General features: G+C 71.8%; 14 protein-coding genes. 5 read left to right on the top strand and 9 right to left on the bottom strand.

From position 1 onward, the window contains the following. Positions 1–29: 29 nt before the first annotated feature. The 3 genes from G5C65_RS17250 to nth form a co-directional block, all read right to left on the bottom strand. On the bottom strand, positions 30–1,229 hold the full coding sequence (locus G5C65_RS17250; RefSeq protein WP_165299742.1) for a MarP family serine protease: 1,200 nt from the start codon (positions 1,227–1,229) through the stop codon (positions 30–32). Positions 1,230–1,277: 48 nt separating this feature from the next. Further along, positions 1,278–1,949 (bottom strand): NUDIX hydrolase, encoded by a 672-nt coding sequence (locus G5C65_RS17245; RefSeq protein WP_338146478.1) that lies wholly within the window; start codon positions 1,947–1,949, stop codon positions 1,278–1,280. Positions 1,950–2,014: 65 nt separating this feature from the next. Beyond that, the gene (gene nth / locus G5C65_RS17240) at positions 2,015–2,962 is read right to left on the bottom strand and encodes an endonuclease III (RefSeq protein WP_165299743.1); all 948 of its coding nucleotides are present in this window, start codon (positions 2,960–2,962) and stop codon (positions 2,015–2,017) included. 239 nt (positions 2,963–3,201) lie between these two features. Here nth and G5C65_RS17235 point away from each other — a divergent pair, with 239 nt between their 5' ends. Beyond that, complete coding sequence (locus G5C65_RS17235) at positions 3,202–3,876, top strand: Crp/Fnr family transcriptional regulator (protein ID WP_030883129.1); 675 nt, start codon at positions 3,202–3,204, stop codon at positions 3,874–3,876. A gap of 63 nt (positions 3,877–3,939) precedes the next feature. On the opposite strand, the gene G5C65_RS17230 is transcribed toward G5C65_RS17235, so the two are convergent. The 4 genes from G5C65_RS17230 to G5C65_RS17215 all read right to left on the bottom strand — a co-directional run bounded on the left by G5C65_RS17230 (position 3,940) and on the right by G5C65_RS17215 (position 6,478). Next, positions 3,940–4,770 (bottom strand): MBL fold metallo-hydrolase, encoded by an 831-nt coding sequence (locus tag G5C65_RS17230; RefSeq protein ID WP_165299740.1) that lies wholly within the window; start codon positions 4,768–4,770, stop codon positions 3,940–3,942. Continuing rightward, the gene (locus G5C65_RS17225; protein WP_241265856.1) at positions 4,767–5,717 is read right to left on the bottom strand and encodes an NUDIX hydrolase; all 951 of its coding nucleotides are present in this window, start codon (positions 5,715–5,717) and stop codon (positions 4,767–4,769) included. The genes G5C65_RS17230 and G5C65_RS17225 overlap by 4 nt, the downstream gene beginning before the upstream one ends. A gap of 138 nt (positions 5,718–5,855) precedes the next feature. Further along, complete coding sequence (locus tag G5C65_RS17220) at positions 5,856–6,320, bottom strand: RidA family protein (protein ID WP_165299739.1); 465 nt, start codon at positions 6,318–6,320, stop codon at positions 5,856–5,858. Further along, positions 6,317–6,478 (bottom strand): Sp36 family protein, encoded by a 162-nt coding sequence (locus G5C65_RS17215; protein ID WP_165299738.1) that lies wholly within the window; start codon positions 6,476–6,478, stop codon positions 6,317–6,319. Before G5C65_RS17215 ends, G5C65_RS17220 begins: the two co-directional genes overlap by 4 nt. A gap of 58 nt (positions 6,479–6,536) precedes the next feature. On the opposite strand from G5C65_RS17215, the gene bagA reads away from it, so the two are divergent. Together bagA and bagB are read left to right on the top strand one after the other, a co-directional pair. Next, positions 6,537–7,508, top strand: a complete 972-nt coding sequence (bagA, locus tag G5C65_RS17210) for an ATPase BagA (RefSeq protein WP_338146475.1) — start codon at positions 6,537–6,539, stop codon at positions 7,506–7,508. A gap of 41 nt (positions 7,509–7,549) precedes the next feature. Further along, entirely contained in the window at positions 7,550–9,358 is a 1,809-nt protein-coding gene (gene bagB, locus G5C65_RS17205; RefSeq protein ID WP_165299736.1) for an ArsA family ATPase, read from the top strand. Between the two features lie 117 nt (positions 9,359–9,475). Here bagB and G5C65_RS17200 read toward each other — a convergent pair whose 3' ends face one another. Then, positions 9,476–9,814 carry a WhiB family transcriptional regulator gene (locus G5C65_RS17200; RefSeq protein WP_165299735.1) on the bottom strand — a complete coding sequence of 113 codons (339 nt, stop codon included), beginning with the start codon at positions 9,812–9,814 and terminating at the stop codon, positions 9,476–9,478. A gap of 515 nt (positions 9,815–10,329) precedes the next feature. On the opposite strand from G5C65_RS17200, the gene G5C65_RS17195 reads away from it, so the two are divergent. Next, on the top strand, positions 10,330–12,726 hold the full coding sequence (locus G5C65_RS17195) for a transglycosylase domain-containing protein (RefSeq protein WP_165299734.1): 2,397 nt from the start codon (positions 10,330–10,332) through the stop codon (positions 12,724–12,726). Positions 12,727–12,857: 131 nt separating this feature from the next. Here the strand turns inward: G5C65_RS17195 and G5C65_RS17190 are convergent, their stop codons facing one another. After that, positions 12,858–13,322 carry a GatB/YqeY domain-containing protein gene (locus G5C65_RS17190; RefSeq protein WP_165299733.1) on the bottom strand — a complete coding sequence of 155 codons (465 nt, stop codon included), beginning with the start codon at positions 13,320–13,322 and terminating at the stop codon, positions 12,858–12,860. Positions 13,323–13,396: 74 nt separating this feature from the next. Here G5C65_RS17190 and G5C65_RS17185 point away from each other — a divergent pair. Then, a partial coding sequence (locus G5C65_RS17185; protein ID WP_165299732.1) for a metallophosphoesterase occupies positions 13,397–14,327 on the top strand: 931 nt, incomplete at its 3' end.

The raw sequence follows: 14,327 nt of genomic DNA, 5'->3' as shown, positions 1-14,327 counted from the left end.
CGTGACGTCCCCGCCCCCTCCCGCGACGCTCACATCGCGCAGCCCTCGCTGTCGACCTGGCGGCTGGCGGTGCGGCCCTTCGCGATGTCCTCCCGGATCTCGTCGGCCGTCAGCGCGTACCCCGTCCGGGTGTCGTCGAGCGACCTGGCGAAGATGACGCCGTACACCCGCCCGTCCGGAGTGAGCAGCGGGCCGCCGGAGTTGCCCTGCCGGATGGTGGCGTAGAGCGAGTAGACGTCGCGGCGGACCGTGCCCCGGTGGTAGATGTCCGGGCCGTCGGCCTCGATACGGCCGCGCACCCGTGCCGAACGGACGTCGAAGGCGCCGTTCTCCGGGAAGCCGGCCACGATCGCGCCGTTGCCGCTGTCCGCGTCCCGCTCGTCGAAACGCAGCGCGGGCGCACGCAGCCCCGGAACGTCGAGGACGGCGATGTCGCGCTCCCAGTCGTAGAGCACCACGCGTGCGTCGTACCGCCTGCCCTCGCCGCCTACCTGCACCGTCGGCTCGTCCACCCCGCCGACGACATGGGCGTTCGTCATCACCTTGCGGCCGCTGAACACGAAGCCCGTGCCCTCCAGCACCTTGTCGCAGCTCTGCGCGGTGCCGACGACCTTGACGATGCTCCGCTTGGCGCGCGCGGCCACCGGACTGCCCGCCAGCTTGGGGTCGGGCGGCGCGACATCCCGGATCGGCTCGTCGGAGAACGGCCGGAAGACCTGCGGATAGCCGTTCTTGGCCAGCACGGAGCGGAAGTCGGCGAACCAGGTGTCGGTCTGTGCCGGCATCACCCGTGAGACCCCGAGCAGCACCCGGGAGCCACGCACCTCCTTGCCGAGCGTCGACAGCGTCGTACCGGCGAGCAGGGAGCCGATGAGCCAGGCGACCAGGAGCATCGCGAGCACGTTCACCAGCGCCCCGCCCGTGGCGTCCAGGGCGCGCGCGGGGGACCAGGTGATGTGCTGCCGCAGTTTGTTGCCCACGTGGGTGGTGAGGGCCTGTCCGACGGACGCGCAGACGATGACCACGGCGACGGCACCCACCACGCCAGCCGTACCCGGGCCGCTGCCGTCGGTGAACTCGTCCCAGAGCACCGGCAGGACGAACAGTGCGATCAGCCCGCCGCCCACGAAGCCGAGCACCGACAGGACGCCGACGACAAAACCCTGCCGGTAGCCGACGATCGCGAACCAGACGGCCGCGGCCACCAGCAGGACGTCCAGCACGTTCACCGCTTCAGCCCTCGCCTTGAGTTCGACGCAAACGGAAGAGCCACCGTCTCATGCACGCCAGTCGAGCGAGACCCGACGGTCTCGGTCCCAGGGCCGCTCCCATCCGGCGTAGTACAGGATCCGGTCGATCACCCCCGCCGTGAAGCCCCACACGAGCGCGGGGCCGACGAGGAAGGCGGGCCCCGCGTGCCCGGACGGGTGAACGGCCGTGGCACGGTTTCCCGGATCCGTCAGCTCGGACACCGGCACGGTGAACACGCGCGCCGTCTCGGCCGTATCCACCGGGGCCACCGGCGTGGGGCGCCGCCACCAGCCGAGCACGGGCGTCACGACGAAACCGCTCACCGGGATGTAGAGGCTCGGCAGCACGGCGAAGAGCTGGACACCGGACGGGTCGAGCCCGGTCTCCTCCTCAGCCTCCCGCAGCGCGGCCCGCAGCCTGCCCTCGCCCTGTGGATCGCCGTCCTCGGGGTCCAGCGCGCCGCCCGGGAAGGACGGCTGGCCCGCGTGCGAGCGGAGGCTGGAGGCGCGCTCCAGGAGCAGCAGCTCGGGGCCCTGCCGCCCCTCCCCGAAGAGCACGAGCACGGCGGACGGCCGCCCGGCGCCGTTCTCCGGCGGCAGAAAGCGGCTGAGCTGGTCGGGGCGCACGGTGCGAGCGGCGTCCCGCACGGGGTGCAGCCAGCTGGGCAGACCGCGGTCGCTGACCTCGGTCCGGGCCACCGGGTCCGGCGCGTCGCGCGCGTCCGGGGGGCCGTCGTGCCGGGCGGACCGGGACCAGGCGCTCGTCACTCGGCGGCTCCGGCGGGGCGGCCCGGGAGCGGGGGCGCCGGGGTGCCCGGATAGTCGGGCGGCGGCTTGAGCCGCTGACCGGGCTGGCCGCCCATCTCGTACTTGAGCAGCTTCCGCGCCTTGTCCGGGTCGGTCTCGCCCTCGCCGTACGACGGGCAGACCTCGGCGATGGGGCAGGCGCCGCAGGCGGGCTTGCGGGAGTGGCACACCCGGCGGCCGTGGAAGATCGTGCGGTGCGAGAACATCGTCCACTCGCTCTTCGGCAGCAGCTCGCCGATCTCCGCCTCGACCTTGTCCGGATCCGTCTGCCCGGTGAGGTTCCAGCGGCGCACCAGCCGCCCGAAGTGCGTGTCCACGGTCAGTCCCGGGACTCCGAAGGCGTTCCCCAGGACGACGAACGCGGTCTTGCGGCCGACGCCGGGCAGCGTGACGAGCTCCTCCAGGGTGCCCGGAACCTCGCCGCCGAAGTTGTCCCGCAGCGCGGCGGAGAGACCGAGCAGGGACTTCGCCTTGTTGCGGAAGAACCCGGTGGGGCGGATCAGCTCCTCCAGCTCCTCCGGGTTGGCCGCCGCCATGTCCTCCGGAGTGGGACAGGCGGCGAAGAGGGCGGGGGTGGTCTGGTTCACCCGCAGGTCGGTCGTCTGGGCGGACAGCACGGTGGCGACGAGGAGCTGGAAGGGGTTCTCGAAGTCGAGCTCGGGGTGGGCGTAGTAGTAGACCTCGGCCAGCTCGCGGTTGATACGGCGGGCGCGGCGGACCCTGCCGAGGTGTGTCTCGCCGGATGCCTTCGCGGCGGCGGGCTTGGCCGCGGTCTTCTTGGCCGGGGCCTTCTTGGCCGCCGCCTTCACCCCCTTGGCCCCTTTCACTCCCTTAGCCCCTTTCGTCGCCTTGGTCGCCTTGGCGGGCTCATGTTCGCCCACAGCGGAATCCTCCCTCGTCGTCACCCGCCCGGCCCCCTCTCTCCGTGCGCTCACCGGGGTATTGGACACCCGGCCAGACTAAGCGGACCCGCCGACATTCGCGCCGCACGCAGCCGATTCACGGCCCAAACGGCCCCTGCGTTGGGGGGCACACTGTGCGTGCGTCAAACTTGTGGCTGATTGCTGTGACTGATCGCACTGTTTGACCGTCCGGCATCATGGGAGTGACGCATCCCATGGGCAGGTCGACAAGGAGAGAACTCGTGGACGACGTTCTGCGGCGCGCGCCGCTCTTCGCGGCGCTCGATGAGGAGCAGGCCGCTGAGCTGCGTGCCTCCATGACCGAAACGACTCTCGCCCGCGGCGAAGCCCTCTTCCACGAGGGCGACCCCGGCGACCGGCTCTACGTGGTGACCGAGGGCAAGGTCAAGCTGCACCGCACCTCGCCCGACGGGCGCGAGAACATGCTGGCGGTGCTCGGCCCCGGCGAGCTCATCGGCGAACTGTCGCTGTTCGACCCGGGCCCCCGTACGGCGACCGCCTCGGCGCTGACCGAGGTCAAGCTGCTCGGCCTGGGCCACGGCGACCTGCAGCCCTGGCTGAACGCCCGCCCGGAGGTGGCCACGGCCCTGCTGCGCGCCATCGCGCGGCGGCTGCGCCGTACCAACGACTCCATGTCCGACCTGGTCTTCTCCGATGTGCCGGGCCGGGTGGCCAAGCAGCTCCTGGACCTGTCGCGGCGCTTCGGCGTGCAGTCCGAGGAGGGCATCCACGTGGTGCACGACCTCACCCAGGAAGAGCTCGCCCAGCTGGTCGGCGCCTCCCGCGAGACGGTGAACAAGGCGCTGGCGGACTTCGCGGGCCGCGGCTGGCTGCGGCTGGAGGCCCGCGCGGTCATCCTTCTGGACATCGAGCGGCTGGCGAAGCGGTCACGCTGAGCGGATCCGGAGCGCCCGGTGCGCTCTGTGTGCCCGGTGCGTGCGGGCCCTCCGTCCGCGTCCTCAGATGAGTCCGTGCTCGGTGAGGTAGTCCAGCTGGGCGCGTACGGACAGCTCCGCCGCGGGCCACAGGGAGCGGTCCACGTCCGCGTACACATGGGCCACCACCTCGGGCGCCGTACGGTAGCCCGCCTCCACGGCCGTCTCGACCTGTGCCAGCCGGTTGGCGCGGTGCGCCAGATAGAAGTCGACGGCGCCCTGTGCGTCGTCCAGTACGGGGCCGTGTCCGGGCAGCACCCGCGTCACCCCGTCGTCGACCGTCAGGGAGCGCAGGCGGCGCAGTGAGTCGAGATAGTCGCCGAGCCTGCCGTCCGGGTGGGCCACGACCGTGGTGCCCCGCCCCAGAACCGTGTCCCCGGTCAGCACGGAGGCGTCGGCGGGCAGGTGGAAGCAGAGCGAGTCGGCGGTGTGCCCCGGGGTGGGCACCACGCGCAGCTCCAGCCCGCCGGTCGTGACGACGTCCCCGGCCGCCAGTCCCTCGTCGCCGAGACGGAGCGCCGGGTCGAGCGCCCGTACCGATGTGCCGGTCAGCTCGGCGAACCGGGCGGCCCCCTCGGCGTGGTCCGGGTGCCCGTGGGTGAGCAGGGTGAGCGCGACGCGCCTGCCCTGCTGCTCGACGGTGGTGACGACGTGCCGCAGATGCCCCTCGTCCAGCGGTCCGGGGTCGATGACGACGGCACGGTCGGAGCCGGGCTCGGCGACGATCCAGGTGTTGGTGCCGTCGAGCGTCATGGGTGAGGGGTTGGGCGCGAGCACGCAGTACGCACGGGGGCCGGCCTGGCCGCCGATCTCACCACCGCGCGGCTGGCCGGGGAGTGCTGCGGCGTTGGTCATGCCGTATCGGTCCTCTGGTCGGTCGGGTGGCTTCCGTCGCGCCGGGCGGTCCGCTCGCTCCCGCCAGGGTGTCCGGCCGGTGCGACGCGTTTGGTGAACTCCTCGTGCCCCGGCCAGGTGAGCACGATCTCGTCTCCGTCCAGCCGGGCCTGTGCGAGGACGGGGGCGAGGTCGCGCTCCACCGTGGCGGCGAGCGCCCCGGCGGCCGTTTCGTACGCGCGCAGTTCGCGCAGCGCGGCGATGGTGGGCGGCATCATCAGCAGTTCGCCCCTGTCGTACCCGTCCGCCGCGTCCGCGGGGCGCACCCAGGCCGTACGGTCCGCCTCCGTGGACGCGTTCCTGGTGCGCTGCCCCTCGGGCAGTGCCGCGACGAAGAACCAGGTGTCGTAACGCCGCTTCTCGAACTCCGGGGTGATCCAGCGCGCCCAGGCGCCGAGCAGGTCGCCGCGCAAGACGAGCCCCCTGCCGGAGAGGAAGTCCGCGAAGGACAGCTCCCGCGCGACCAGCGCGGCGCGGTCCCGCTCCCAGTCCCCGCCCGTGGTGTCCGCGACGACGGTGTGCGCGTCGGGCCCCGCCAGCAGGACGCCGGACTCCTCGAACGTCTCCCGTACGGCCGCGCAGACGATCGCCTGGGCCGTCGCTTCGTCCGTGCCGAGCCGTTCGGCCCACTCGGCCGCTGTCGGGCCCGCACACGCCGTCACGCGCGCGTCGCGCGGGTCGACCGAGCCGCCCGGATAGGCGTACGCGCCTCCGGCGAACGCCATGGAGGCCCGGCGCCGCAGCATGTACACATCAGGCCCCTGCGGGGTGTCGCGCAGCAGCATGACGGTCGCCGCGCTGCGCGGCGCGACGGGCGTCAGCTCGCCCGCCGCCAGGGCGCGGATGCGCTGCGGCCACTCCGGCGGGTACCACTGGCCGTTCGCCGCCGGCGGTGTGGAGGATGACATGACGGGATGCTACGGCCCGCCGCCTCGATGTTCGAGAGGCGGCGGGCCGGGTCTGCCTGTGTGACCGGTGGAACAGGCGGTGTGTGACCGGTGGAACAGGCCGCTGTCCGGCAGCGGCCGTCCGGCGGTCGCGGTCGGTCAGCCGTCGATTTCCACCTGCATCTCGACCTCGACGGGCGCGTCCATCGGCAGGACGGCCACGCCCACGGCGCTGCGCGCGTGCACGCCCTTCGCGCCGAGCACCTCGCCGAGCAGCTCGCTGGCGCCGTTGAGGACGCCCGGCTGGCCGGTGAAGTCCGGGGCCGAGGCGACGAAACCGGTGACCTTCACGACGCGCACGACGCGGTCCAGGTCCCCGGCGACGGACTTGACGGCGGCGAGGCAGTTCAGGGCGCAGACGCGCGCGAGCTCCTTCGCCTGCTCGGGTGTGACCTCCGCGCCGACCTTCCCTGTGACCTGGAGCGTGCCCTCCACGAGCGGGACCTGGCCCGCCGTGTAGACATAGCTGCCGGACCGCTGGGCGGGCACGTACGCGCCCGCGGGGGTGGCCGTGGCGGGCAGCGTCAGTCCGAGCCCGGCGAGCCGCTGCTCGACGCCGCTCATGCTTCCTTCTCCCGCTTCAGATACGCCACGAGCTGCTCCGGGTTGTTGGGCCCCGGCACGACCTGGACCAGCTCCCAGCCGTCCTCACCCCAGGTGTCCAGGATCTGCTTGGTCGCGTGCACCAGAAGGGGCACGGTCGCGTATTCCCACTTCGTCATGGGGACGACCCTAAGCCCTCGGGACTACGCGCGGCGTCCGCTGGTTAGGCTCCCAGCCGTGAGCAGGCTCCACGTAGTGACCGGCAAGGGCGGCACCGGCAAGACGACGGTCGCGGCGGCGCTCGCGCTCGCGCTCGCGGGCGAGGGGCGGCGCACGCTGCTCGTCGAGGTCGAGGGCAGGCAGGGCATCGCGCAGCTCTTCGAGACGGAGGCGCTGCCGTACGAAGAGCGCAAGATCGCCGTCTCGCACGGCGGAGGCGAGGTCTACGCGCTGGCGATCGACGCCGAGCGCGCACTGCTCGACTATCTGCAGCTGTTCTACAAGCTCGGCAGTGCCGGAAGGGCGCTCAAAAAGCTGGGCGCCATCGACTTCGCCACCACCATCGCGCCAGGGCTGCGGGACGTGCTGCTGACCGGCAAGGCGTGCGAGGCAGTGCGCCGCCGGGACAGGAAACAGCGCCCCGTCTACGACGCGGTGGTCATGGACGCCCCTCCCACCGGGCGGATCACCCGCTTCCTGGGGGTGAACCAGGAGGTGGCCGGGCTGGCGAAGGTCGGTCCGGTGCACAATCACGCGCAGGGGGTGATGCGCCTCCTCACCTCGCCCGAGACAGCCGTCCACGTCGTCACGCTGCTGGAGGAGATGCCGGTCCAGGAGACGGTCGACGGGCTCGCCGAACTGCGCGCGGCGGGCCTGCCCACCGGGGCGCTCGTGGTCAACATGGTGCGTCCGGCGCTGCGCGGCGAGGAGCATCTGGAGGCCGCCGGCGCGCGGCCCGCCGACCTCGCGCGCGCCTTCGCGCACGCCGGGCTCGGCGGGGCGCGGCCGGGCGGCCGGGCCGAGCGGCTGGTGGCACCGCTGCTCGCACAGGCCAGGGAGCACACCGAGCGCGTCCGCCTGGAGCGCGGTCTGCGTGCGGAGCTGGCCGCACAGGGCACTCCCGTCCACGAGCTCGGCATGCTCGGCGAGGGCGTCGAGATCGCGGGCCTGTACCGGCTCGCCGGCGAGCTGCGCGAGCAGTGGCCGTGACGGGGGCCGGGAGAGTGCCGTCCGCGAGAGGAGAGAAGACCATGGGTTCCCTGGGTACGGCGGACATGGAAGCGGTGGAGACCCCGCTGGACATCGACCCTCTGCTCGACGACCCGGCGACCCGGATCGTCGTGTGCTGCGGCGCGGGCGGTGTGGGCAAGACGACGACGGCCGCGGCGCTGGGCGTACGGGCCGCCGAGCGCGGACGGCGGACCGTGGTGCTCACCATCGACCCGGCGCGACGGCTGGCGCAGTCCATGGGGCTGTCCGAACTGGACAACACCCCGCGCGAGGTCCCGGGCGTCGACACCTCGGCGGGCGGCGAGCTGCACGCCATGATGCTCGACATGAAGCGGACCTTCGACGAGATAGTCGAGGCGCACGCGGAGCCCGAGCGGGCCAGGGCGATCCTGGACAACTCCTTCTACCAGTCGCTGTCCGCCGGGTTCGCCGGTACGCAGGAGTACATGGCGATGGAGAAGCTCGGACAGCTGCGGACAGGCGACGAGTGGGACCTCATCGTCGTGGACACGCCGCCCTCGCGGTCGGCCCTGGACTTCCTGGACGCGCCCAAGCGGCTGGGGTCCTTCCTGGACGGCACGTTCATCAAGCTGATGATGGCGCCGGCCCGGGTGGGCGGCCGGGCCGGGATGAAGTTCGTCAACCTGGGGATGACCGGGCTCTCGATGTTCACCGGGGCGCTCAGCAAGCTGCTGGGGGCGGGGCTGCTGCGGGACGTGCAGACCTTCGTGGCCGCGATGGACACCATGTTCGGCGGCTTCCGCACCCGCGCCGACGCCACCTACCGGCTGCTCCAGGCTCCGGGCACGGCCTTCCTGGTGGTCGCGGCCCCCGAGCGGGACGCGCTGCGCGAGGCGGCGTACTTCGTGGAGCGGCTGGCCGCCGACCGCATGCCGCTGGCCGGGCTGGTGCTCAACCGGATGCACGGCAGCTCGGCGGCGGGACTGAGCGCCGAGCGGGCGCTGGCGGCGGCGGAAAATCTTGAGGCCGGCGGCATTGTGGATCGCGGCCTGGGGAAGGGTGAGGAACGGAACGCTCCGTCGGCCGGTCCCGAGGGTATGGCTCCCGAGGACGGCTCCCCCGCCGCCGCAGGCCGAGGCTCCGCCCGGCCCGCCACCACCACCTCGCGTACGCGCGCCGACGGCCGTGCACACGACACCACCCACGCCGCGACAGCTCCGGGAAGCGCACGTACGAGCGCGCCGACCGCCACCGCGTCCGCACACGGCGCGTCCGCCGACAGCGCGCCCGCACCCGGCGCGCCCGCAGACAGCGCGTCCGAGGCTGCGCAGGAGCCGACTCCGACGGTCCGGACGGCGAAGGCCGACGGCGCGGCGGCGGCCGCCCCGGAGGGCCGGACGAGTTCCCGGAACGGCCAGGAGGGCGCTCAGAGCGCCCGTGAGGGCGACCACGGGCACGGGGAGCACGAATGGCAGGAGAGGCAGGAGAGCCGCCCCGAACGACGCGGAGAGCGCCGTGCAGAGCACGGGGGCGCCGGGCGGCACAGGTCCGGAACGGACACCGGCTCCGAGGCCGACGGAACCGCAGCCAGCGACGGAACCGCAGCTGACGAATCCGCGGCCGACGAGTCCGCGGCCGGTGCGGCGGAGCTGCTGGCCGTGGGGCTGCTGCGGCTGCACGCCGAGCGGATGCGGCTGCTCGCCCGTGAGCGGCGCACCCGCGATCGCTTCACCGCCCTGCACCCCGAGGTGCCGGTGGCCGAGGTGAGCGCGCTGCCCGAGGACGTGCACGATCTGACGGGGCTGCGCACCATTGGGGAACGGCTGGCGCGCCAGTCACCCGGCCGCGACACCGCCACCACGCCGTGACCACCCGCGGCTCGTGTCCGCGGCCCGTCACCCGACGGGGTGGACCTGCGGTGGGGGCTCCGCGGCCGCACGGCCCTCAGGGCCGCCCGGTCGTCCGCTGTGCGGTGTCCGTCAGGCTCAGCCGGCCGCCGCGTAGGCCCGCTCCGCCTCGATCTCCACGGGCAGCACCCCGCCCGTGTCGCGCTCGTACTCCGAGCGCGCCGTCTCCAGCAGGCGGCGCCAGGACGTGACCGTCGGACGGCGGCGCAGCAGCGCCCTCCGCTCCCGCTCGGTCATACCGCCCCAGACCCCGAACTCCACACGGTTGTCCAGGGCGTCGGCAAGGCACTCCGTGCGCACCGGGCACCCGGTGCAGACGGCCTTGGCGCGGTTCTGCGCCGCTCCTTGCACGAACAGTTCGTCCGGATCCGTAGTGCGGCACGCTGCCTGCGCACTCCAGTCAGTCACCCAGCTCATAGCCGGCGCCGTCCTCTCCCGAATCGAGGCTCCCCCACGGCGGCGAACGGCATATTCACCGTTGCCAGTTGAGGACGTTACGGAAGGCGGGCAAGGCGCAACACCCCCTTCGGGCCCAATCTTGAATGGCCCGAACGGACTATGCGTACGCGGCAGATCACCCAACGGAGTGAGCGAGCGACAAGCCCGACGTTCCCGGCACATCCGGGCAGTTCAGCTGGCCTTCACAGGGCCTGCGCACGGCGCGGAGGCGGAAACGGATGACCGTCATACCGATTTCTGCCGGCGTATGCCAGCAATCCGGTCAGTTCTCATCACTCACTTGAGTGAGGGAGTGGGCGAGAGGTGGGCTGGGGCAGCAGACCGCCGTAGTGGCGGTTGCGAGATCGCGACGGGTTCAGCGTAAGCGAAGGGGCGGGTCCGTGTCCGGCGTTTGCGTGCTTTCCCGCGGCCCGCGGCCCTTGGTACCTCGGAGGTGCCTCGGAACCCGGGTCGCTAAGGATTAGGCTCTACCCATGGCTACGAAGCGCGCGGGCGGCGGAGTGACGGGTCCCCATCAGGCCGCCAAGTTCGTCGGCGTCAGTGTGCTCGCCGGTGCGGTGCTCGCGGGGCTCGCCCTGCCCGCCGTGGGCACCCTCGGCCTGGCGGCCAAGGGAACGGTCGAGGGCTTCGACGAGATCCCCGCCAACCTCAAGCGCCCGCCGCTCAGCCAGCGCACCACCATCCTGGACTCACAGGGCGGCGAGATCGCCAAGGTGTACTCCCGCGACCGCACGGTGGTCGACCTGAAGGACATCTCGCCGTACATGCGCAAGGCGATCGTCGCCATCGAGGACGCGCGCTTCTACAAGCACGGCGCCATCGACCTCAAGGGCGTGCTCCGCGCGCTCAACCGCAACGCGCAGTCCGGAGAGGTCTCCGAGGGGGCCTCGACGCTCACCCAGCAGTACGTCAAGAACGTCTTCGTCGAGGAGGCGAAGGACGACCGCAACAAGGTCGCCCAGGCCACCCAGCAGACCATCGGCCGGAAGATCAAGGAGCTGAAGTACGCGATCCAGGTCGAGGAGAAGCTGGGCAAGAAGCAGATCCTGGAGAACTACCTCAACATCACCTTCTTCGGCCAGCAGGCATACGGCGTGGAGGCCGCCGCCCAGCGCTACTTCTCCAAGCCCGCGAAGGACCTGACGCTGGAGGAGTCCGCGCTGCTCGCCGGGATCGTGCAGTCGCCGAGCCGCTACGACCCCGTCAACGACAAGGAAGAGGCGCGGAAGCGGCGCAACGACGTGCTCGACCGGATGGCGGCGCACCACGACATCACGCGGGCCAAGGCGAGGGAAGCCAAGCGCAAGCCCATCAAGCTCGACGTCAGCAGGCCGCAGAACGGCTGCATCACCGCCGTCAAGGGCGCCGGCTTCTTCTGCGACTACGTCCGCGAGGTGTTCCTCAGCGACCCCGCCTTCGGCAAGACCCGCAAAGTGCGGGCCAAGCGGTGGAACCAGGGAGGCATGACGATCAGGACCACCCTCGACCCCAAGGCCCAGGAGTCGGTCGAGCAGTCGGTCAAGCGGCATGTGAACAAGTCCGACAAGGTGGCGACGGCGGTCGCGATCGTCGAGCCCGGCACCGGCAGGATCCTGGGCATGGGCCAGTCGCGCCCGTACGGCTTCGGCAAGAACCAGACGCAGATCAACCTGTCCGTGGACCGCGACATGGGCGGCGGCGCCGGATACCAGCCCGGGTCGACGTTCAAGCCGGTGATCGCGGCGGCGGCGCTCGACCGGGGCACCAGCCCGTACAAGAAGTACCGCTCGCCGTATCGCATGCAGTACCCGTCGCCCGTGACGACCTGCAAGGGCCGCTGGAAGGGCAAGGCGCCCGTCGAGAACGAGAACCGGACGGAGAAGGGCCCGTACCGGATGAAGGAGGCGACCGCCAAGTCGGTCAACACCTACTTCGTCGAGCTCATCAGCGACACCGGCATCTGCCCGGTCACCGACATGGCCAAGAGCATGGGCATCGAGCGCGCGGACGGCAAGAAGCTGGACCAGGTGCCGTCCATCTCGCTCGGTACACAGGAGATGTCGCCGCTCACCATGGCCGAGGGGTACGCCACCTTCGCCAACCGGGGCGTGCACTGCACCCCGGTGGCCATCAAGTCCATCAAGGACGCCCAGGGCAAGAAACTGCGGGTGCCCAGGACCACCTGCAAGCGCGCCATGAAGACGAAGACGGCCGACACGGTCAACTCGCTGCTGCGGGGCGTCGTCGAGGACGGCACGGGCAAGAAGGCCGGGCTCAGCGGCCGCGACAGCGCGGGCAAGACCGGTACGACGGACGAGCGGTACGCCGCCTGGTTCGTGGGCTACACGCCGAACATGTCCGGCGCGGTGTGGGTGGGCGACCCGGCGCACCAGACGCGCATGGTCAACATCACCATCGGCGGCAAGCCCTACAGCAAGGTCTTCGGCGGCGAGGTGCCCGGCCCCATCTGGCGGGACGCGATGCAGAACTCGCTGCGCGGCAAGCCGTCACCCGACTTCCACCATGTACCGATCAAGGACGTGGACAAGGACAAGAAGAAGGGCAAGAAGAAGAACAAGAAGCGCGACCGCGACCGGAGCGGGAGCGGCGGCAACGACCGGGAGGACGACTTAGAGGACCAGAAGCCGGACGACCCGTGGCCTGACGTCACCCTTCCACCGGACGTCATCGGCGGCGGAACCGGCGGCCAGGACAACGGCGGCAACACCAGCGGCGGCAATGGCGGCAATGGCGGCAACGCCAGCGGCGGCTGGCCGAACGGCGACAGCAGTGGCGGCTGGCCGAGCGGCGGCAACGGGAACGGCAACGGCGGCTGGGGCGACGACGGCGGTTCCGGCGGCGGCTGGGACGTCGGGGGCAGCTGGCCCTAGGAACATGTCGTGCAGCCGCCCGCCCTGCGCACGGCCGCAGCAGGAACGGCGGGTAAGGGGCGCCCTCCCGGGAGGGCGCCCCTTACCCGCACCCGGCCCTACGGCCCCTACACCTGCTCCTGCTCCTACTCCTACTCCGCGAGCTGCCGCTTCACCACGCCGGCCACCCGGCCGCCCTCGGCCCGCCCCGCGATCTTCGGATTGACGATCTTCATCACGGCGCCCATCGCGCGCGGCCCCTCGGCGCCCCCGGCCCGCACCTCCGCGACCGCCTCGGCCACCAGCCGTTCCAGCGCCTCGTCGGTGAGCTGCTGGGGCAGATAGGCGGCGAGAACCTCGCCCTCCGCCCGCTCCCGCCCGGCCTTCTCCTCGCGCCCGCCGTTCACGAACGCCTCGGCGGCCTCACGGCGCTTCTTCGCCTCACGCGCGAGCACCTTCTGCACCTCGTCGTCGGAGAGTTCACGCGCCTGCTTGCCCGAGACCTCCTCCGTGGTGATCGCGGCGAGCGCCATCCGGAGCGTGGCGGAGCGCAGTTCGTCACGTTCCTTGATGGCCGCTGTGAGGTCGTCCTGCAGACGGGATTTGAGCGTGGTCATGCGCTCAGTCTGCCAGCGTGCCCAGTGTGCGGGACCCACTGCGCGCCCCGGGCGCGGTCTGCGACCATGGGGGGATGCGCGCGCGATACCGCATCCCCCTGAAAACCGCCCTCGGAATCTCGGCACTCGGCGCTGCCTGCGTTGGCTACGCAGCGGGAGTGGAGGTCCGTTCCTTCCGGCTCCGACGGGTGAGTGTGCCCGTGCTGCCGCAGGGGATGCACCCCCTGCGCGTGCTGCAGATCTCGGACATCCACATGGTCGGCGGCCAGCGCAAGAAGCAGCGCTGGCTCCAGTCGCTGGCGGGCCTCCGCCCGGACTTCGTGATCAATACGGGCGACAACCTCTCGGACCCCGAGGGCGTGCCCGAGGTGCTGGACGCGCTCGGCCCGCTGATGGAGTTCCCGGGTGCGTATGTCTTCGGCTCGAACGACTACTACGGTCCGAAGCTGCGCAACCCCGCAAAGTATCTGCTGGAGAAGGCGAGCGGCCGGTACGGCCTGAACGGCAACCCGCCTGTCGTCGGCGCCATCCACAACCCGTGGGAGGGCCTGCGGGACGCCTTCGACGCGGCGGGCTGGGTCGGCCTGTCCAACACCCGCGGCCGGATCAAGCTCGACGGCGGCCAGGAGATCGCCCTCACGGGCCTGGACGACCCGCACATCAAGCGCGACCGGTACGGCGAGGTCGCCGGCGGCCCCGAGACGGACGCCGACCTCGCCCTCGCCGTCGTACACGCCCCGTACCTGCGCGTCCTGGACGCCTTCACCGCTGACCGCTATCCGCTGATCCTCGCGGGCCACACCCACGGCGGCCAGCTCTGCGTCCCGCTCTACGGCGCCCTGGTCACCAACTGCGACCTCGACACCGACCGCGTCAAGGGCCTCTCCACCCACCGCGCCGGCGGCCAGGAGTCGCACCTCCACGTCTCGGCAGGCTGCGGCACCAACCGCTACACCCCGGTCCGCTTCGCCTGCCCCCCCGAGGCCACCCTCCTCACCCTCACCC

This window comes from Streptomyces boncukensis, assembly GCF_011045075.1.
Classification (GTDB): Bacteria; Actinomycetota; Actinomycetes; order Streptomycetales; family Streptomycetaceae; genus Streptomyces; species Streptomyces boncukensis.
Note: the sequence above shows the minus strand (reverse complement) of the source record. Positions and strands in the feature narration are given on the sequence as shown.

What these genes read in the sequence shown, in the direction of transcription:
- G5C65_RS17215 (WP_165299738.1), bottom strand. Translation starts at nt 6,478, where the DNA reads ATGACGAAGTGGGAATACGCGACCGTGCCCCTTCTGGTGCACGCGACC.
- G5C65_RS17200 (WP_165299735.1), bottom strand. Translation starts at nt 9,814, where the DNA reads ATGAGCTGGGTGACTGACTGGAGTGCGCAGGCAGCGTGCCGCACTACG.
- G5C65_RS17195 (WP_165299734.1), top strand. Translation starts at nt 10,330, where the DNA reads ATGGCTACGAAGCGCGCGGGCGGCGGAGTGACGGGTCCCCATCAGGCC.
- G5C65_RS17220 (WP_165299739.1), bottom strand. Translation starts at nt 6,320, where the DNA reads ATGAGCGGCGTCGAGCAGCGGCTCGCCGGGCTCGGACTGACGCTGCCC.
- G5C65_RS17225 (WP_241265856.1), bottom strand. Translation starts at nt 5,717, where the DNA reads ATGTCATCCTCCACACCGCCGGCGGCGAACGGCCAGTGGTACCCGCCG.
- G5C65_RS17230 (WP_165299740.1), bottom strand. Translation starts at nt 4,770, where the DNA reads ATGACCAACGCCGCAGCACTCCCCGGCCAGCCGCGCGGTGGTGAGATC.
- bagB (WP_165299736.1), top strand. Translation starts at nt 7,550, where the DNA reads ATGGGTTCCCTGGGTACGGCGGACATGGAAGCGGTGGAGACCCCGCTG.
- G5C65_RS17190 (WP_165299733.1), bottom strand. Translation starts at nt 13,322, where the DNA reads ATGACCACGCTCAAATCCCGTCTGCAGGACGACCTCACAGCGGCCATC.